This window comes from Cognatundibacterium jejuense (assembly GCF_014284255.1).
GTDB lineage: Bacteria > Pseudomonadota > Gammaproteobacteria > Burkholderiales > Burkholderiaceae_D > Undibacterium > Undibacterium jejuense.
Window position 1 is genome coordinate 14,804 of record NZ_JACOFV010000014.1, and the last position, 14,379, is coordinate 29,182.

The 14,379-nt window shown below is 45.4% G+C and carries 15 protein-coding genes; 2 read left to right on the forward strand and 13 right to left on the reverse strand.

The genetic code is table 11. The annotated features are described in order from the left end of the window. Positions 1-2: 2 nt before the first annotated feature. From H8K32_RS14620 to H8K32_RS14645, 6 genes are all read right to left on the reverse strand, one after another. Positions 3-356: a hypothetical protein gene (locus H8K32_RS14620; protein WP_246447375.1), complete on the reverse strand. Its 354-nt coding sequence runs from the start codon at positions 354-356 to the stop codon at positions 3-5. A 287-nt stretch (positions 357-643) separates the two neighbouring features. Continuing rightward, entirely contained in the window at positions 644-1,024 is a 381-nt protein-coding gene (locus H8K32_RS14625; RefSeq protein ID WP_186913286.1) for a chaperone modulator CbpM, read from the reverse strand. Beyond that, complete coding sequence (locus H8K32_RS14630) at positions 1,021-2,001, reverse strand: DnaJ C-terminal domain-containing protein (RefSeq protein ID WP_186913287.1); 981 nt, start codon at positions 1,999-2,001, stop codon at positions 1,021-1,023. The genes H8K32_RS14625 and H8K32_RS14630 overlap by 4 nt, the downstream gene beginning before the upstream one ends. Positions 2,002-2,069: 68 nt before the next feature. Further along, positions 2,070-4,007, reverse strand: coding sequence for a molecular chaperone DnaK (gene dnaK, locus H8K32_RS14635; protein WP_186913288.1), 1,938 nt, complete (start codon positions 4,005-4,007; stop codon positions 2,070-2,072). Positions 4,008-4,048: 41 nt separating this feature from the next. Further along, positions 4,049-4,606 carry a nucleotide exchange factor GrpE gene (gene grpE / locus H8K32_RS14640; protein ID WP_186913289.1) on the reverse strand — a complete coding sequence of 186 codons (558 nt, stop codon included), beginning with the start codon at positions 4,604-4,606 and terminating at the stop codon, positions 4,049-4,051. A 71-nt stretch (positions 4,607-4,677) separates the two neighbouring features. Beyond that, entirely contained in the window at positions 4,678-5,715 is a 1,038-nt protein-coding gene (locus H8K32_RS14645) for a zinc-dependent alcohol dehydrogenase family protein (protein WP_186913290.1), read from the reverse strand. A gap of 433 nt (positions 5,716-6,148) precedes the next feature. Here H8K32_RS14645 and H8K32_RS14650 point away from each other — a divergent pair, with 433 nt between their 5' ends. Further along, positions 6,149-6,334 carry a CsbD family protein gene (locus H8K32_RS14650; RefSeq protein ID WP_186913291.1) on the forward strand — a complete coding sequence of 62 codons (186 nt, stop codon included), beginning with the start codon at positions 6,149-6,151 and terminating at the stop codon, positions 6,332-6,334. An 87-nt stretch (positions 6,335-6,421) separates the two neighbouring features. After that, positions 6,422-7,024: a nitroreductase family protein gene (locus tag H8K32_RS14655; protein ID WP_222613125.1), complete on the forward strand. Its 603-nt coding sequence runs from the start codon at positions 6,422-6,424 to the stop codon at positions 7,022-7,024. Between the two features lie 114 nt (positions 7,025-7,138). On the opposite strand, the gene H8K32_RS14660 is transcribed toward H8K32_RS14655, so the two are convergent. The 7 genes from H8K32_RS14660 to H8K32_RS14690 form a co-directional block, all read right to left on the reverse strand. Further along, a complete protein-coding gene (locus tag H8K32_RS14660) occupies positions 7,139-7,852 on the reverse strand; it encodes a hypothetical protein (RefSeq protein ID WP_222613126.1) in 714 nt (237 codons plus the stop codon). A gap of 135 nt (positions 7,853-7,987) precedes the next feature. Continuing rightward, positions 7,988-8,887, reverse strand: a complete 900-nt coding sequence (locus tag H8K32_RS14665; protein WP_186913293.1) for a YaiO family outer membrane beta-barrel protein — start codon at positions 8,885-8,887, stop codon at positions 7,988-7,990. Positions 8,888-8,965: 78 nt separating this feature from the next. Next, positions 8,966-10,165 (reverse strand): non-hydrolyzing UDP-N-acetylglucosamine 2-epimerase, encoded by a 1,200-nt coding sequence (wecB, locus tag H8K32_RS14670; RefSeq protein WP_186913294.1) that lies wholly within the window; start codon positions 10,163-10,165, stop codon positions 8,966-8,968. Between the two features lie 102 nt (positions 10,166-10,267). After that, positions 10,268-11,206 carry a hypothetical protein gene (locus tag H8K32_RS14675; protein ID WP_186913295.1) on the reverse strand — a complete coding sequence of 313 codons (939 nt, stop codon included), beginning with the start codon at positions 11,204-11,206 and terminating at the stop codon, positions 10,268-10,270. Between the two features lie 47 nt (positions 11,207-11,253). Next, a complete protein-coding gene (locus H8K32_RS14680) occupies positions 11,254-12,291 on the reverse strand; it encodes a bactofilin family protein (RefSeq protein WP_186913296.1) in 1,038 nt (345 codons plus the stop codon). Positions 12,292-12,294: 3 nt separating this feature from the next. After that, a complete protein-coding gene (locus H8K32_RS14685; RefSeq protein ID WP_343068023.1) occupies positions 12,295-13,878 on the reverse strand; it encodes a glycosyltransferase family 2 protein in 1,584 nt (527 codons plus the stop codon). 310 nt (positions 13,879-14,188) lie between these two features. Then, entirely contained in the window at positions 14,189-14,365 is a 177-nt protein-coding gene (locus H8K32_RS14690; RefSeq protein ID WP_246447377.1) for a CsbD family protein, read from the reverse strand. Positions 14,366-14,379: the final 14 nt, after the last annotated feature.

Below are 14,379 nucleotides of genomic sequence, written 5' to 3' on the forward strand. Positions count from 1 at the left end.
CATTAAACAGACAACTGAACCGCTACCCCATTCCGGAACTCATTTGCCGCTGGTTGCTCAGTATCTATATTTAAAGATAATTCGTGGTTTAGAAATTTTTTCCTTTTGTCACCCATCAACTTACGTAACTCCTTAATCTCTATGCCGCTGATTTCATTCATACGTATCAGCAGCGTCGCTCCCACTGCCAGATGCCGATGCCGGATTTTACTAATCACCGGCGGCGCAACTTCCAGTGCTCGCGACAGCGCAGCGTCATTTTTCAGATGGAGATTTTTTATGATAGTGTTTAATAAATGGTTCGGATCGTAATTGAGTTCTTTCGACTTGGCATCGAGATGAATTGAATTTGTCATATTTTTTCCATGTGATTGAATAGTTAAGCCAATTCCCAACATCGATTTCTGGGTTACTCATTACCATATACAATTTGGTGCTGGAATATTTCCCGACCGCCAGCCCCGGTAGTTCGGATAAATATAAAATGCTCGCAGAGTCATTAAATTAATTTTTGGTGTGTCAAGAGTGATCTATAGTCAAAAAATTCCTATCCAGTGATCAGCGAGTTATTTCATATTTCCGAAGTAAAAATGATACGTTTTATTGAGATTACGTTCCGTTCGTTTGCGTACACACCATTCCATTAAGAGAGTGCTGAATAAAAGGTACTAGCAGGCAAACATGCTCTTAGAACGCTTAGCTCTTCTTGTAAGATATCGATTTTACGCATCAGATTTAAGGCAAGAATCAGTCCATTGCAATCAAGTTCAAAATCATCACGCAGCCGCCTTGCGCTCGTTGCAAAAAGCACCGCATGCAGCGCAAAATGTGCAGTATCACCTGTTCTCACGGACTTGCCTGTTTCATTGCAGTTACTCAATGGCGTGAGCAAATCATGATCGATAAGTGCTTCTATTTCAGATTCACTTAAGCCTGATACCTCCATCAAATAATAGCCATTGCATACTGTTTTTTCTGTCCCAAGTTGATGCGGGCTCGCGCTTGCTACTTGAATCATGCTCATGTCGTTTCCTTCGCATCAGATGATCGCGTTGGCGATACCGTGATCGCTGCTAATTGGAGATAAAGTGCGCGCTGCTCGTCACTGAGTTTTTTAGGTACCAGAATTTGTATCACTGCAAAAAGGTCACCACTTTCAGCGATCGCATCTTTGTCCGCAGGTATACCTTTGCCGGCAAATCGTAAGCGTTGCCCTGAACAAGTTCCGGGTTTAATGTAAATGGTGAGTCGGGTATCAAAGAAAATAAGGTCTACGCTATCGCCCAAAGCAGCTTGCGAAGGTGAAATCGGCAAATCAACATATAAATCGCGCCCCGCAATTCGGTATATCAGATCGGGAGTGATCGTTAATTTGATATACAAGTTCCCATTCGGTCCGCCGTTTGCGCCACTACCGCCTTTGTTTGCCAGGCGCAATCGTTGCCCTTCAGTCGCGCCACGTGGTATTTGTATGCGAAAGGTATGTGGCATACGATGCGGCAAACCATGAGCATCAGTTTCTGGCAATTCAACGGTGACATCTACTTCTCCGCCAGACATCACCTTATCCAGACTAATGGCTACAGTGACAGAATAGTCATCCCCCCGGATGGGAACTGCCTTGCGGTGAGCACGTCCTTTACCGTGCCACATACCGCTCGCGCCACCACTTCTTGAACGATTGAACGCATTAAATATATCCGAGATATCGACATCGTCGAAATCACTTGCCTGACTAGAAAATTCATCTTGCCATTGTGGTGGTGGTGTAAATTGGTCGCCCGCTGATTGCTGCCCCAAATTATCGTATTCTGCTCGCTTCTCTTTGTTTTTTAAAATCGCATACGCTTCGGCAACTGCTTTAAATTTTTCTTCCCCTGCAGGATCTTTGGAAATATCCGGATGAAACTGATGCGCCAATTGCCGATACGCTTTTTTTATGTCGGATTCAGTTGCTGAGCGCGGAACACCCAAAACCTGATAATAGTCTTTGTATTTCATGGTTTCCACATAACGTGTTTTGGGTTTTCAGTCGAGAATGAACAACGCTGCCGTTCAAAAAAACCGTTTCACGTTTGTTTGACCTCTTTAAAATCTGCTTCCATAACATCATCAGGATGTGTAGAACCTTGCGATGCATTCCCCTGCCCTTCATGCTGATTTGCGCCAGCATTGCTCGCTTGTTGTTCACCTGCTTGCATAGTCTGATTCAGTTTTTGCAGTAAGCTCTCCAGATATTGATGCCTTGTCGATAACGCCGCTTTATCGCCCTCTTTTATCACTGATTTGAGAGAGAGTATTGCCTCATCAAGCTCAAGTCGATCTGATGCATTCAGTTTTTCGCCAGCCTCGGTCATTGATTTATGTGCTGCATGAATGAGTGCATCTGCGTGGTTATGCGCTTCAGCGAGCTCACGAAGTTTTTTATCGCCTTCAGCATTTGCCGCAGCGTCCTCCACCATATGACGTATCTCTTGCTCAGTTAATCCGGAATTAGCTTTGATCGTGATTTTGTTTTCTTTCCCGGTCGCTTTATCTTTAGCGCCAACATGCAAGATACCGTTTGCATCAATGTCAAAGGTGACTTCGATTTGTGGCAAGCCTCGAGCAGACGGTGGGATTCCTTCCAGATTAAACTCACCTAAAGTTTTGTTGCCAGCCGCGATCTCTCGTTCGCCCTGAAAGACTTTTATCGTCACTGCCGCCTGATTATCGTCAGCGGTAGAAAAGATTTGACTGAATTTGGTTGGTATCGTGGTATTTTTAGGGATCATCTTAGTCATCACCCCACCCATGGTTTCGATACCCAGGGACAGTGGCGTAACATCCAATAGCAGCAAATCTTTTTGATCGCCGGATAAAACCGCCCCCTGAATTGCAGCCCCAACAGCGACTGCTTCATCAGGATTAACATCTTTACGTGCCTCTTTACCAAAAAATTCTTTGACCTTCTCCTGAACTTTAGGCATACGCGTCATACCACCGACCAAGATCACATCATCGATTTCTTTGACCGAAATTCCCGCGTCCTTCATCGCAATACGGCATGGTTCTATGGTGGCACTGATTAATTCTTCAACCAAGGATTCTAATTTTGCGCGGGTAATTTTTTGCGTCAAATGGATGGGAGCACCATTTGCCATTGCAATATACGGCTCATTGATTTCAGTTTGTTGCGCTGATGAGAGTTCTATCTTGGCACGTTCGGCTGAAGCTTTAATGCGTTGCAGTGCAATGGGATCTTTTTTCAAATCGATACCATGCAAAGATTTGAATTCATCAATGATGTAGTCAATGATACGTTGGTCAAAATCTTCGCCACCAAGAAAGGTGTCGCCGTTGGTAGACAGTACTTCAAATTGCTTTTCGTTCTCAACAGCAGCGATTTCTATGATGGAAATATCAAAGGTACCGCCGCCCAGATCATAGACCGCAATCTTTTTATCACCTTTTTCATTTTTATCTAAACCAAATGCCAAAGCGGCGGCAGTAGGTTCATTAATAATGCGTTTGACGTCGAGGCCAGCGATCCGTCCAGCGTCTTTAGTTGCCTGTCGTTGTGCGTCATTAAAATAGGCCGGGACGGTAATCACCGCTTCTGTGACCTCATGTCCGAGGTAGTCTTCGGCCGTCTTTTTCATCTTGCGCAAGACTTCTGCAGAAATCTGTGGTGGCGCCAGACGTTTGTCACGCACAGCGATCCATGCATCGCCATTATCTGCCTTGACGATTTTAAAGGGCATCAGATCAATATCTTTTTGCACTTCTTTTTCATCAAATTTGCGACCAATTAAGCGCTTGACGGCATACAAGGTGTTGACCGGATTGGTTACTGCTTGTCTTTTTGCGGGAGCTCCAACCAGAATTTCGCCATTTTCCTGATAGGCGATGATGGAGGGTGTGGTGCGCGCACCCTCTGAATTTTCGATTACCTTGGCTTTGCCGCCCTCCATGACAGCGACGCAAGAATTTGTCGTGCCCAGATCGATACCTATCATTTTACTCATCTTATTTCCTTGGTTAGTGTTGTTCGCAGCGCTGGTTCTCTTCAAGTTTTTGAAGGAGAAGCCTGCGCAGCAGTGACGATGGCGGGACGTAATAATCTGTCAGCCAGCATGTATCCCTTTTGTAAAACACTGACGACCGTGTTTGATTCTTGATCATTGGTAGGAATTAAAGCGACTGCCTGGTGCTTTTCAGGATCGATTTTTTCTCCTCTGGCTGGCGTGATTTCTAACAAGCCATGACGTTCAAATGCTGAATTCAATTGTTTTAAGGTCATCTCCACACCTTCACGCAAAGCCTCAAACGATGGCCAATCAAGCATCAAGGCCATTTCGAGACTATCTTTCACCGGCACCATCGCCTCAGCAAAGCTTTCTATGGCAAATTTCCTGGCCTTTGCCATGTCGTCTTGTGAACGCCGTCGCGTATTCTCTGAATCGGCTCTGGCGCGCAGAAGCGCATCTGACGTCTCGGCCAGTAAGGCCTCGGTTTTAGCCAATTGAGCAATTAAGCGTTGATCATTCAGTGCGATGACTGGTATCGGTGACAGATCGGATGCAGTTACATCGCTTGCTGCACTATTGTTTTCCTGTTCTTGCATTACGCTACTTTCAAGAGACTTCCGCTTAATGATTGGCCCCGCTATATATACCCACGGCGAGAAAATCCGGTTCAGGTTTCAATGATGACCTTGAGCGCATCGGTCGTCGCGGCATGGCCAAAAGTTTCGTAGGCGTTCAGAATCTCGGTTAATTTGAAATGATGGGTAATTAATTGCGTAGCATCCAGACGTTTCGACTGAACTACATTTAGCAACATCGGCGTGCTAACGGTATCTACCAGGCGGGTGGTGATCGTCAGGTTACGATCCCAAAGGCTTTCTAAATGTAGATCTACCTTAGTGCCATGTACGCCTATATTGGCAATCGTTCCACCAGCGCCGATAATTTTCTGGCAAAGTTCGAATGTAGCTGGGACGCCTACGGCCTCAATAGCCGTATCGACGCCTCTGCCACCAGTCAAAGTCATGACCTCTTCACTGGCTTTACCATCCTTACTATTGACAGTTTTTGTAGCACCGAATCTCTTTGCCACTGCGAGTCTATTGTCATCAAGATCGATCATGATGATCTCGGCAGGCGAATAAAATTGCGCAGTCAACAAAGCAGCCAGCCCGATAGGACCTGAACCGACGATTGCTATCGTATTGCCGGGTTGGACCTTGCCATTCAGAACACCGCATTCAAAACCTGTTGGCAATATATCGCTCAACATGACCAACGCCTCTTCGTCAGCACCATCAGGAATCGGATATAAACTCGTATCAGCGTATGGAATTCGAACAAACTCGGCTTGCGTCCCATCAATACTATTTCCGAGTATCCAGCCACCAGTAGTGCAATGCGAATACATTTGCTTGCGACAAAATGCGCATTTACCGCAAGCGCTGATACAAGAAATTAATACTCTATCCCCTGTCTTAAATGCGCTGACTGAGGAGCCGACTTTTTCAATAATGCCGACACCTTCATGCCCAAGAATACGACCAGGCTTGCAGGTAGCGACATCTCCTTTGAGGATATGCAAATCGGTGCCGCAGATCGTAGTTTTCGTGACTTTTACTATGGCATCAGTTGGATCAATAATTTCTGGCTTTGGGCATTCATCAAGCGACTTCTTGCCGGGTCCGTGGTAGACGAGAGCTTTCATAGACGACTCCATATCAAGGTAAATCAACGTGGTGCAATATGCTTTTTGGACGAAATACCCACTGGAGGCGCGGAGATTTTGCTCAGACTTGGATTTATTCCCACCCGGTCTTTGATCATGATGGGAGGAAACTGGCAGTGCCGTGTTTAAAACTACCTTTAAAGCCAATGGTAGAACCTATGGTTAAACCGTTAGTTAAACACTACAGAGCAGAAGTTCGCTTTTCAGTACGCTAACGTACTTTCATATTAATTTTTTTGACAATGAATATCGCGTTTCTGATCGCACTCTGCTGCCCAATATTGACTCGTCAATTAACTTTTAATTGTGTTTGTTATCGAACAGATTTGATTGATGCGTTGAAATACAGTCCAAGCAGGCATGGCAATTGCCATGTTTCGGCGATGTGCCGCAAAACATATCAGGAGTCATCATGAATAAAGATCAGATCAACGGAAGAACAGAAGAAGTCAAGGGTAAAGTAAAGGAAATAGCCGGTAAGATTACAGGTAAAAAAGGCCTGCAAGTCAAAGGCAATATGCAAAAAAATGCCGGTGCCGTTCAGGCCACGGCAGGCGATGCGAAAGCGGATATTGCAAAGGCAATCAACAATATTTAAGCGCTTAGGCAACACGAGCAATAGGTTAGGATGCATTACCTGTTGCTCGCTTCCATAAAGCACAGACGTTCAATGCAAGGAAAAATCGTGCACAATATTCCCATGAAATCCGTTAATAGCGACAACTTAAGCATCATCGAAGCGATTTATCAGCGACGGGCGGTGAGAAATTTTACAGATGAGAAAACAAGCCGCGAACGGATACTGCAATTGCTCGATGCCGCGGTTCAGGCGCCAACAGCCATGCACGAAGAGCCGTGGGAATTCATGGTCATCCAGGACCCAACGCTATTAAAACGGATATCCGAATCTGCAAAAAATGCCCTAAGCCTTTCTACTGAAAAACCAGCATTCACCGCGAGCGCTATGCATCAGCACTTTACTGCGACAGATTTCAATATTTTTTATAATGCACCGAGTTTGGTGTTGGTATGCGCCAAACCGGTAGGTGAATTTGCGAGTGCAGATTGCTGGTTGGCGGCAGAAAATTTGATGCTTGCAGCGTGCGCATATGGTCTGGCGACTTGTGTGATCGGCTTTGCCGTACAGATCTTAAACACGTCAGAGTGGAAAAAAGAGCTAGGCATAAGCGACGAGATTCATATCATTGCCCCGATTATCTTGGGCGTCGCTGCGGAAAGCGCATTGCCAGTTCCACGTAAGAAGGCCAATATTCTGGCATGGAAGTAATCACATTTTTATCTTTCGTGAGGCGTACCAGAAGTAAGGTTATAGCTCGCTTCTGGTACTGTATTTTCAGTTTAAATCAAACTACGTACAATCGGGGGTGAACCCCTATCTTTTTTACTTCATTGCTTGCTGCCCTATCTTACTGGCTAGTTGCGAATATAAAGCCACGAATATTAAGACATCAAACAACATGCCTAAACACACGTACAAAACAGGCATGATCAATAATGAACAATACTGCAGCAACAACATATGGAACATCACCTGAAACGGTACCAGCACCAAAAAATAGATAAGAACGTAGATTGTGCTGATAATTTTTCGTAGCAAGCTTACTTCAAGCACGTAATAGCCCAGACTCAGCATGAAAGGAATTCCCAATATTACGACGTAGCCCATGTTGATCAGGTTCAGGCTATGGCTGTCAATGGTGTATGGAAACCGATCTGGAAAAAAAAAGAAAAAAGCCATCGAAAAAATTTGTAAAACGCAAATAATGCGCAACAAATATTTAAGAGGTATACGATGTTTATCCAACCAAAAGCTGCCGATCAACGCTAACAAAGTCATAAAAAAACTGACCCACCACGCATTGAGGTCACCCGCTGTTGCCGTGATTACACCGTTCCACGTAAAACCTAAATGGGAAAGGTCTGGCTGTTCATTCAACGCTAATAACGGTATTGACAATTGACGGGCAAAAAATAAAATACATTGCTGCCACCCGGCAAAAATGTAAGGTTTGAGTCCCAATAGCAAAATACAAAAGACGATCGGCAATACAATTATTTGAAACAACAATGCCGGTGCTAGCGAAAATGATCCCATAGATCGATGCGTGCTACTTTGGGAGTCGCGCTGCCTGATGGTCTCCAAGGCAAATAGGCCCTTTTGTAAAGCAGCGTCCTGAACTATGGCCTTAGTAAGTATGCTTTTATTTAGCTGTTCCATGGCTGACCAAGCTCAGAATTGCTGGAAATAGCCTATGCGGCCACCAGCGCGTTCGTATAGAGGGTTGCTATAGCGTTCGGCACTGAGCATGAATCCTGAAACCGGGGTCAGCCAGTGATGCCACATCACACTCACTTCGCGACTTTGAAAATTAACAATGGCCTCTTGCGATGAAATCTGTTGGTATGCCTCCCCCCCCCATCCGCTGCGCAATGTGATCTGATCATGCTTATCACGTCCATAAGTGATAGCAATCAGTTGTTGATGGGTTTCCACCTGGCCAGGGTTACTCCGGTTATAACGTAAACCTAACTGGACAATCCACGGAGATTCAAAGTAATACACGCCACCGATATTCACATTTCGATCAATATGACCATCCGGTGAACTGTAGTAACCCACTCCGAAAGAAGTGACGAAATTGCGATGCTCCAACCATTTTTTGTATAAAAAAAGATCCCCACGATACCGTGGTAAATAAAATGCGCCGTCGCCAGCGCCTGCTGATATCCTGGTGTACCAGTCGTCATTGATCGTCACGGTATCCGCGAAGCCAAGAAAATTTCCGGCAGTGTTGAATTCTCGCTTGGATGCGAGTTCAAGTTGAAAAATCTGCTGCCCCAACGTATAAACACCATTAATGGAAATATCTCGCCAATCGCCGTAGTCATTGGTGAGATGTTGATCGCCGACACTGATCTCAATGGAGCGAAGCGGTTGTGATTCCAGGCCTGACGTCAATAAGACCGGTATATTTCCATCGTCGGCGATACCTTTATTTTGTTCCTGTGCGATACCCGTTTGGCAGTGAAGGATTCCGATGCTAAGAAGTGCGATCGCAATACAATTAGCAGATATTTTTTCAAGAGACGCAGCATCGCGCTGTACAGTCTTCATGGTGTTGTCATTCATATTCACGATTTCCTATTGATGAGATGAAGGCGAGGAATTTTTTAAATAAAAGTTCCTCGTTGAGAACCTTGGTCGAAGTTACTGGACAACGGTGATGGGAAGTTCGGCAAGCTTTGACATCAAATTACCCTGGCCTAAGGTCAACACATCCACAATACGACGAGCGCTGCAGCCATCTCCAAAGGGACTATCAGCAACTTGCATACTGCGATAAAACTGTGGATCGGAAAGCAGCGATTCTGCAGATTTCATTATCATGGCGATGTCAGTTCCGACAAGGAGTGCACCACCGGAATCGACTAATTCTTGGCGTTCGGTACTTTTACGCGTAATCAACACCGGCTTAGCAAACGCTGAAGCTTCCTCTTGTATGCCACCGGAATCGGTAATGACAAATTCGCAGCGAACCAGGGTAGCAATCAGTGCCTGATATCCTAAAGGTTCAGTTAAGCAAATACGACTTTGGGCATTGGCGGGTAATTGCCGCATAACAGCTTCCACATCCATTCTCACCGCAGGATTTGGATGAACTGGCCAAACTACCAGGATGTCTTCGTGTTGCTCAAGTAATTGTGCAACGGCTTGAGCTATATCACGTATGGGTTGACCCCAATTTTCACGGCGATGCGCGGTTACTAGGATAACTCTATGGTGATCGAATTCTGTCAGAAAACTCACCAATGCAGCCGGTGCAACGCTGGCGAATTCGAATCCGGGACTGGAAATTTTCCGATGCGTCCAGAGTGCAGCATCAATAACGGTATTGCCTACTTCAAAGATACGGTCAGGTCTAACTCCTTCATTGACGAGGTTAAGTGCAGATTGTTCAGTCGGAGGAAAATGCCAATCGGCCAACCGCCCTAACATTTCGCGGTTTTTTTCTTCTGGAAATGGCTCACTTTCGTGGGTACGTAATCCGGCCTCGATATGCGCCAGTTGCTTACGATGATAATACGCAAGCAAACCACCGACAAATGCAGAGGTCGTGTCACCCTGAACCAAAATGACGTCAGCGTGAAGTTTGTCGATCGCCGTATCCACCGACTGCAATAAAGCACAGGTCAGATCTGTTAATGAAGGTGAAAGCCGTTGTAAGTGAATCGTGATATCCGGCGGCATATCAAAAAATGCATACAGTGCATCAGTCACCGCTTCATGTTGTCCAGTGTGCACTAACAACATGTGCTGTCCTCGCGCCTTCATCTCATGATAAATCGGTGCGATTTTGATGATTTCCGGACGCGTTCCTACGCACGCCAGATAGGTTTTATTTTGCATTTTATAGCCTTCTTTATCAAAGAAATGACATTCGGAAAAAACTCAACAGCGTGATCTGGTAAAACAAAGGTAAAGCGAAGGTAAAACATGTGCTGCCAAAAATCAGAGACACTTAGTGTTGTTCGCCGCCGGGTTTAATCCGTCTTTGGATAGTATTTGCCAGGCAACTTCGTCGCTGACTATCCAATGTGGTGTATGTCTTGCGCGCCCAGCGTCGCGCATCCAACAACGTGCAGATTCGCTGTCGCCCTCTTGCTGTGCAATGACGGCGATCAGCCCCCATGCAAAATCCTCGCGTGACTGCAGCAACCATTCTTGCCTGTGCCTGCGCATCCATTGTTGGTAATATTGGTGGCGATTCGTCGTAATGATCCCGTTGTTGCGATAAAGTAGAGGGAATATCTGGGCGACTTGATCGGGGTAGAATTTGCTTGCCATCTCTTTTTGTTCAGCTTGCGTCGAGACCAGGAAAATTTTCTTTTGTTGATCCCAAAATAAGCGACGGATATTGTTTTCCAGCGTCTTCGTCGGCAATAGCTTTACGTTGTCACTATCTGTTGATTGATACGAGAGAACTTCCAGGTTATCCATAAACAGGCCGTGTTGATAAACGGGAGAGACCAGATAAATTCCCCGACTGACGTCAATTAATTGAGATAGAGCGTTGATACTACGGATACGGCTCTGCTGCCATGTCGGACTTGCTTTGAGATCGTCGGGTAAAGCCTCAAGCAACCTAATCCATAGCGCCAACAAGGCATCATCGGCATCTGCAGTCTTACATGGTGCCCACACCGGTCCTATCCTACAAAAACGATCAAAAGTTGCATCGGGTTTTTGTCTGACAATCAGCCAGTTGATCCAATTTTTGCTGATCACCTTATTGCTGAGTCCATGATCATGTGCGAGTAATAAGGCTTGTAATACAAAATAGGGATCGATGGTGTCGCCATGCTCCTGAATTGAAATCGCACCATCCTTATCAGAGTACGTCGATAAATCCAATGTTGTGATTGCATTGACCGCAGCAATAGCATGCACAGATAAACATAAAATACAGTTGAAAAATATAGTTCTTGAAAGAGCTCTCAGAATGACCATACGATACCCAGCTCACGTGCCCAAACGGTACCGTGGACAATTGCACCAGCTTCAGCAACAATATTTTTCGCTGTCACAGTCGTGGGAAATTCTAGCGAACCAATAATAGAATGCTCGTTGAGATGAATGATGCTTTCTGAAATCAACGGCCCACTAATTTCTGCGGATTGTAAGATTTGTATCCGTCGTTCACTCACCACAGAGCCCAAAATCTGTGCACCAGCTTCTATCACGATGCCCATTCGTGCTTTGATATCGCCGATAATTGTTGTTCCGGCGCCGACAAATAAGCAACCGCTCACAACCAAAGATCCACGATATATGGCGTGTGCCGGTAATACGCAGTCACCAGTAACTCGACACAGAACCGTCGTCCGAAGAATGGCATTGGGCATGTCTTTAAAAAACCGTTCTTTTTGAGGAACCGGAACAGGTGAACTTAGTCTGGGAGTTCCCTCACCGAAAGAGACTGTCGGTGCATGAACACGCTCAAAAGAAGATTCGACCCCCAGTTCAATGCTAGTCATAGAGGACAGCCGGCGTCGCACACTACAGCATGGCCCAAGAACGACGCCCTTTTCAGCATGTGCCCATCCATAAATTTCACTACCGGACTCCATATGTATGCTGCCCTGCGCAAACAGAGCAGCAAGCCGGTCGCCGTCATGTAAATGGATATCGCCGTCAATGAATAATGGCTGAACGCAATGAATCGCTTGTCGGCTCACCAACGAAGTCAAGGACAGCAATGGGCGCGTTACATTACTCCACCTCATTGTCTCTATATCCGCATTCACCATCTGGAATGAAGAACTTGCTTGTGGTTCGCCGCGCCGATATGCCTGTACCATCGTTCGGAATTTTTCAGCAAAATAAATAACGTCGTTGCTATAGTCGATTCCTACTGTCAAGGGCGCGCAGTCAGTCGGTTGGCGCCATTCACGCCATGCAGGCCGAAATGCGGTCAACATTAATCCAAGACAAATAAATCCAAAAGCGGGCCAAAACAAAAAAAGTTCGGTCATGGTTCACGCCTTCCGATAGCGTATGGTTTTTTCCCACACCATATCGCGCTTGAATAGATGGTCCCCAATTAAGCTGGTGACCGATGAAGAAATCGCAAACAGACTGATGAAAAAACCTAAAAGATTAAACGGCAACAACAAAATTCTTCGCCGGTTACCATCTAACAGAACGGCAATTGTTATTTCAAAAAATGCCGCAAAATTACCCATGGTGCCGTAAGCAAGCAATGCAAACACAGGAATCAAAGCGGAAACTAAAGAACCAGCATTCAAAAAATACAAAGCAACGGCCAGAAACCAACCAAGCAACAATAAAGGTGGCATCACAAAGACGAATAGCAGCAATAATCCATCGACGCGTTCGCGCAAACTCAAATAATCGCTTTTAATAAACGAATACCAATAGCGCACTAAAACCTGATTGTGACCTTTGGCCCAGCGTTTCACCTGTTTTATCCTTACTGCCCAGTCTTCAGGTACTTCTTCATAACATTCAGAGCGGTTGGTATAAATGGTTTTCCAGCCATTGATCAATAACCGATAGGTAATATCGGTATCTTCGGCCAAAACATTGTCGTGCCACCCACCTGAAGCTTCAACGGCAGACAAGCGAACGCCCCCGACAGTACCGCCATATTGCGGTACTAATTTGAGATTCATCCTCGCTTGCTGATCAACTTGATAACCGCCAGAACGCTCTAAGTCCAGCATGCGTGTCAGCAAATTGACACCTGCATTGATGGGCACTACCCGCCCCATCACTGCGCCTACTTCCGGATCAAAAAATGGAGCAATCAATTGCTTTAACAATCCCCGCCCGGGGATGTAGTCAGCGTCAAAAATGATCGCCAGATCGCCATGCGCATGAACCAACGCGTCTTTAAGTGCAGCGGCCTTGCCTGGTTTTCCACTGGTGCGGTGAAATGGTGTAATGCGCCCGGGGAATTGGCTTACATATTGATCAATGATGTCGCGCGTGCCATCGCTTGATCGATCATTAACCGGCACAATCCTCAACGCGCTCACTGGATAATTACTGTTTAGAAGCGCTTTAAGACAACCTTCGATCACTTTCTCTTCGTTATGTGCAGCGATAAATACGGTCACCAAAGGCCATCGTGCGCAATCGATATCCAGATAGGGGTGGCGTTGATTGCCAAAAAGACGATTCAAAGTGAAGAGTACGTGCCGTACCGCATAAATCATCATAATCACGACGATAAATACCAATACTGACGCCATGAGAGAGACAAAAATCTGGATATATCCCTCATCGAAATGAATGTTGGCGCCATTAAACGGCATACTTTCTGGCCAAGATGGGATTTGCGACAGAAGAAATTGATAAAAATTAACTGCGTATAAGCTAGTAAGCGCAACAGTTTCAAGCTTATTCAGCGGAATGGGAGGCATAAAAAACGCCTTGGAAAGCAAGAGAATACTCAGGGCGCAGAGAAAAAATATGACCACAAGATTGCGCCCGACAGTCCAGATGAACCTGGCATATTGGCTAACGAACGCCTTCGCCTGGCTGAGCCAATTCTCAATTACTTCTTTATGTTTGCCGCCGACACTCGGTAAAAACATGATTGCCCCTATCAAAATGTGCTCCACATGCAGAGTTTTCCGCAGTCAGGCAAATACTAGAGGCTTGCACTTTAAGCATCTGTGCGATAACACACTTATATCGGATTGTTCAGCGATAAAGAAAGATTGATTGTGGTGTCTGCTTACAAGAGGCTTGATAGTTGGAACGGGGACTAGCCATCAGCAGATACGATCTGGAAACAAGATAAGGAAGTGAAAGCAAGGCAAAAAAAGGTACTTTTCCAAAATGAACTCTGGCAAGTACCTGGAACATATTGTCGAACTAATTTAATTCGCCACTCAATCAAATTCAATTTTTGGCGATAAATGCCTTAATATCACCAAGAGATTTTTGTGATTTCCCTGATAATTGATTGGTCGTGCCCTTCTCTTTTTGTAACCTGTTTCCAAATATTTCGCCAAAATTTTTCTGAAATTTTCCGACGATTTCTCTGGCGGTTCCCTGCATCTGATCTTTATTCATCATTTTCCTTCTCCGCT

Bases quoted from the DNA above. Each gene is read 5' to 3' on its own strand.
- H8K32_RS14620 (WP_246447375.1), bottom strand. From the start codon at position 356: ATGACAAATTCAATTCATCTCGATGCCAAGTCGAAAGAACTCAATTAC.
- H8K32_RS14625 (WP_186913286.1), bottom strand. From the start codon at position 1,024: ATGAGCATGATTCAAGTAGCAAGCGCGAGCCCGCATCAACTTGGGACA.
- H8K32_RS14630 (WP_186913287.1), bottom strand. From the start codon at position 2,001: ATGAAATACAAAGACTATTATCAGGTTTTGGGTGTTCCGCGCTCAGCA.
- dnaK (WP_186913288.1), bottom strand. From the start codon at position 4,007: ATGAGTAAAATGATAGGTATCGATCTGGGCACGACAAATTCTTGCGTC.
- grpE (WP_186913289.1), bottom strand. From the start codon at position 4,606: ATGCAAGAACAGGAAAACAATAGTGCAGCAAGCGATGTAACTGCATCC.
- H8K32_RS14645 (WP_186913290.1), bottom strand. From the start codon at position 5,715: ATGAAAGCTCTCGTCTACCACGGACCCGGCAAGAAGTCGCTTGATGAA.
- H8K32_RS14650 (WP_186913291.1), top strand. From the start codon at position 6,149: ATGAATAAAGATCAGATCAACGGAAGAACAGAAGAAGTCAAGGGTAAA.
- H8K32_RS14660 (WP_222613126.1), bottom strand. From the start codon at position 7,852: ATGGGATCATTTTCGCTAGCACCGGCATTGTTGTTTCAAATAATTGTA.
- H8K32_RS14665 (WP_186913293.1), bottom strand. From the start codon at position 8,887: ATGAATGACAACACCATGAAGACTGTACAGCGCGATGCTGCGTCTCTT.
- wecB (WP_186913294.1), bottom strand. From the start codon at position 10,165: ATGCAAAATAAAACCTATCTGGCGTGCGTAGGAACGCGTCCGGAAATC.
- H8K32_RS14680 (WP_186913296.1), bottom strand. From the start codon at position 12,291: ATGACCGAACTTTTTTTGTTTTGGCCCGCTTTTGGATTTATTTGTCTT.
- H8K32_RS14685 (WP_343068023.1), bottom strand. From the start codon at position 13,878: ATGTTTTTACCGAGTGTCGGCGGCAAACATAAAGAAGTAATTGAGAAT.
- H8K32_RS14690 (WP_246447377.1), bottom strand. From the start codon at position 14,365: ATGATGAATAAAGATCAGATGCAGGGAACCGCCAGAGAAATCGTCGGA.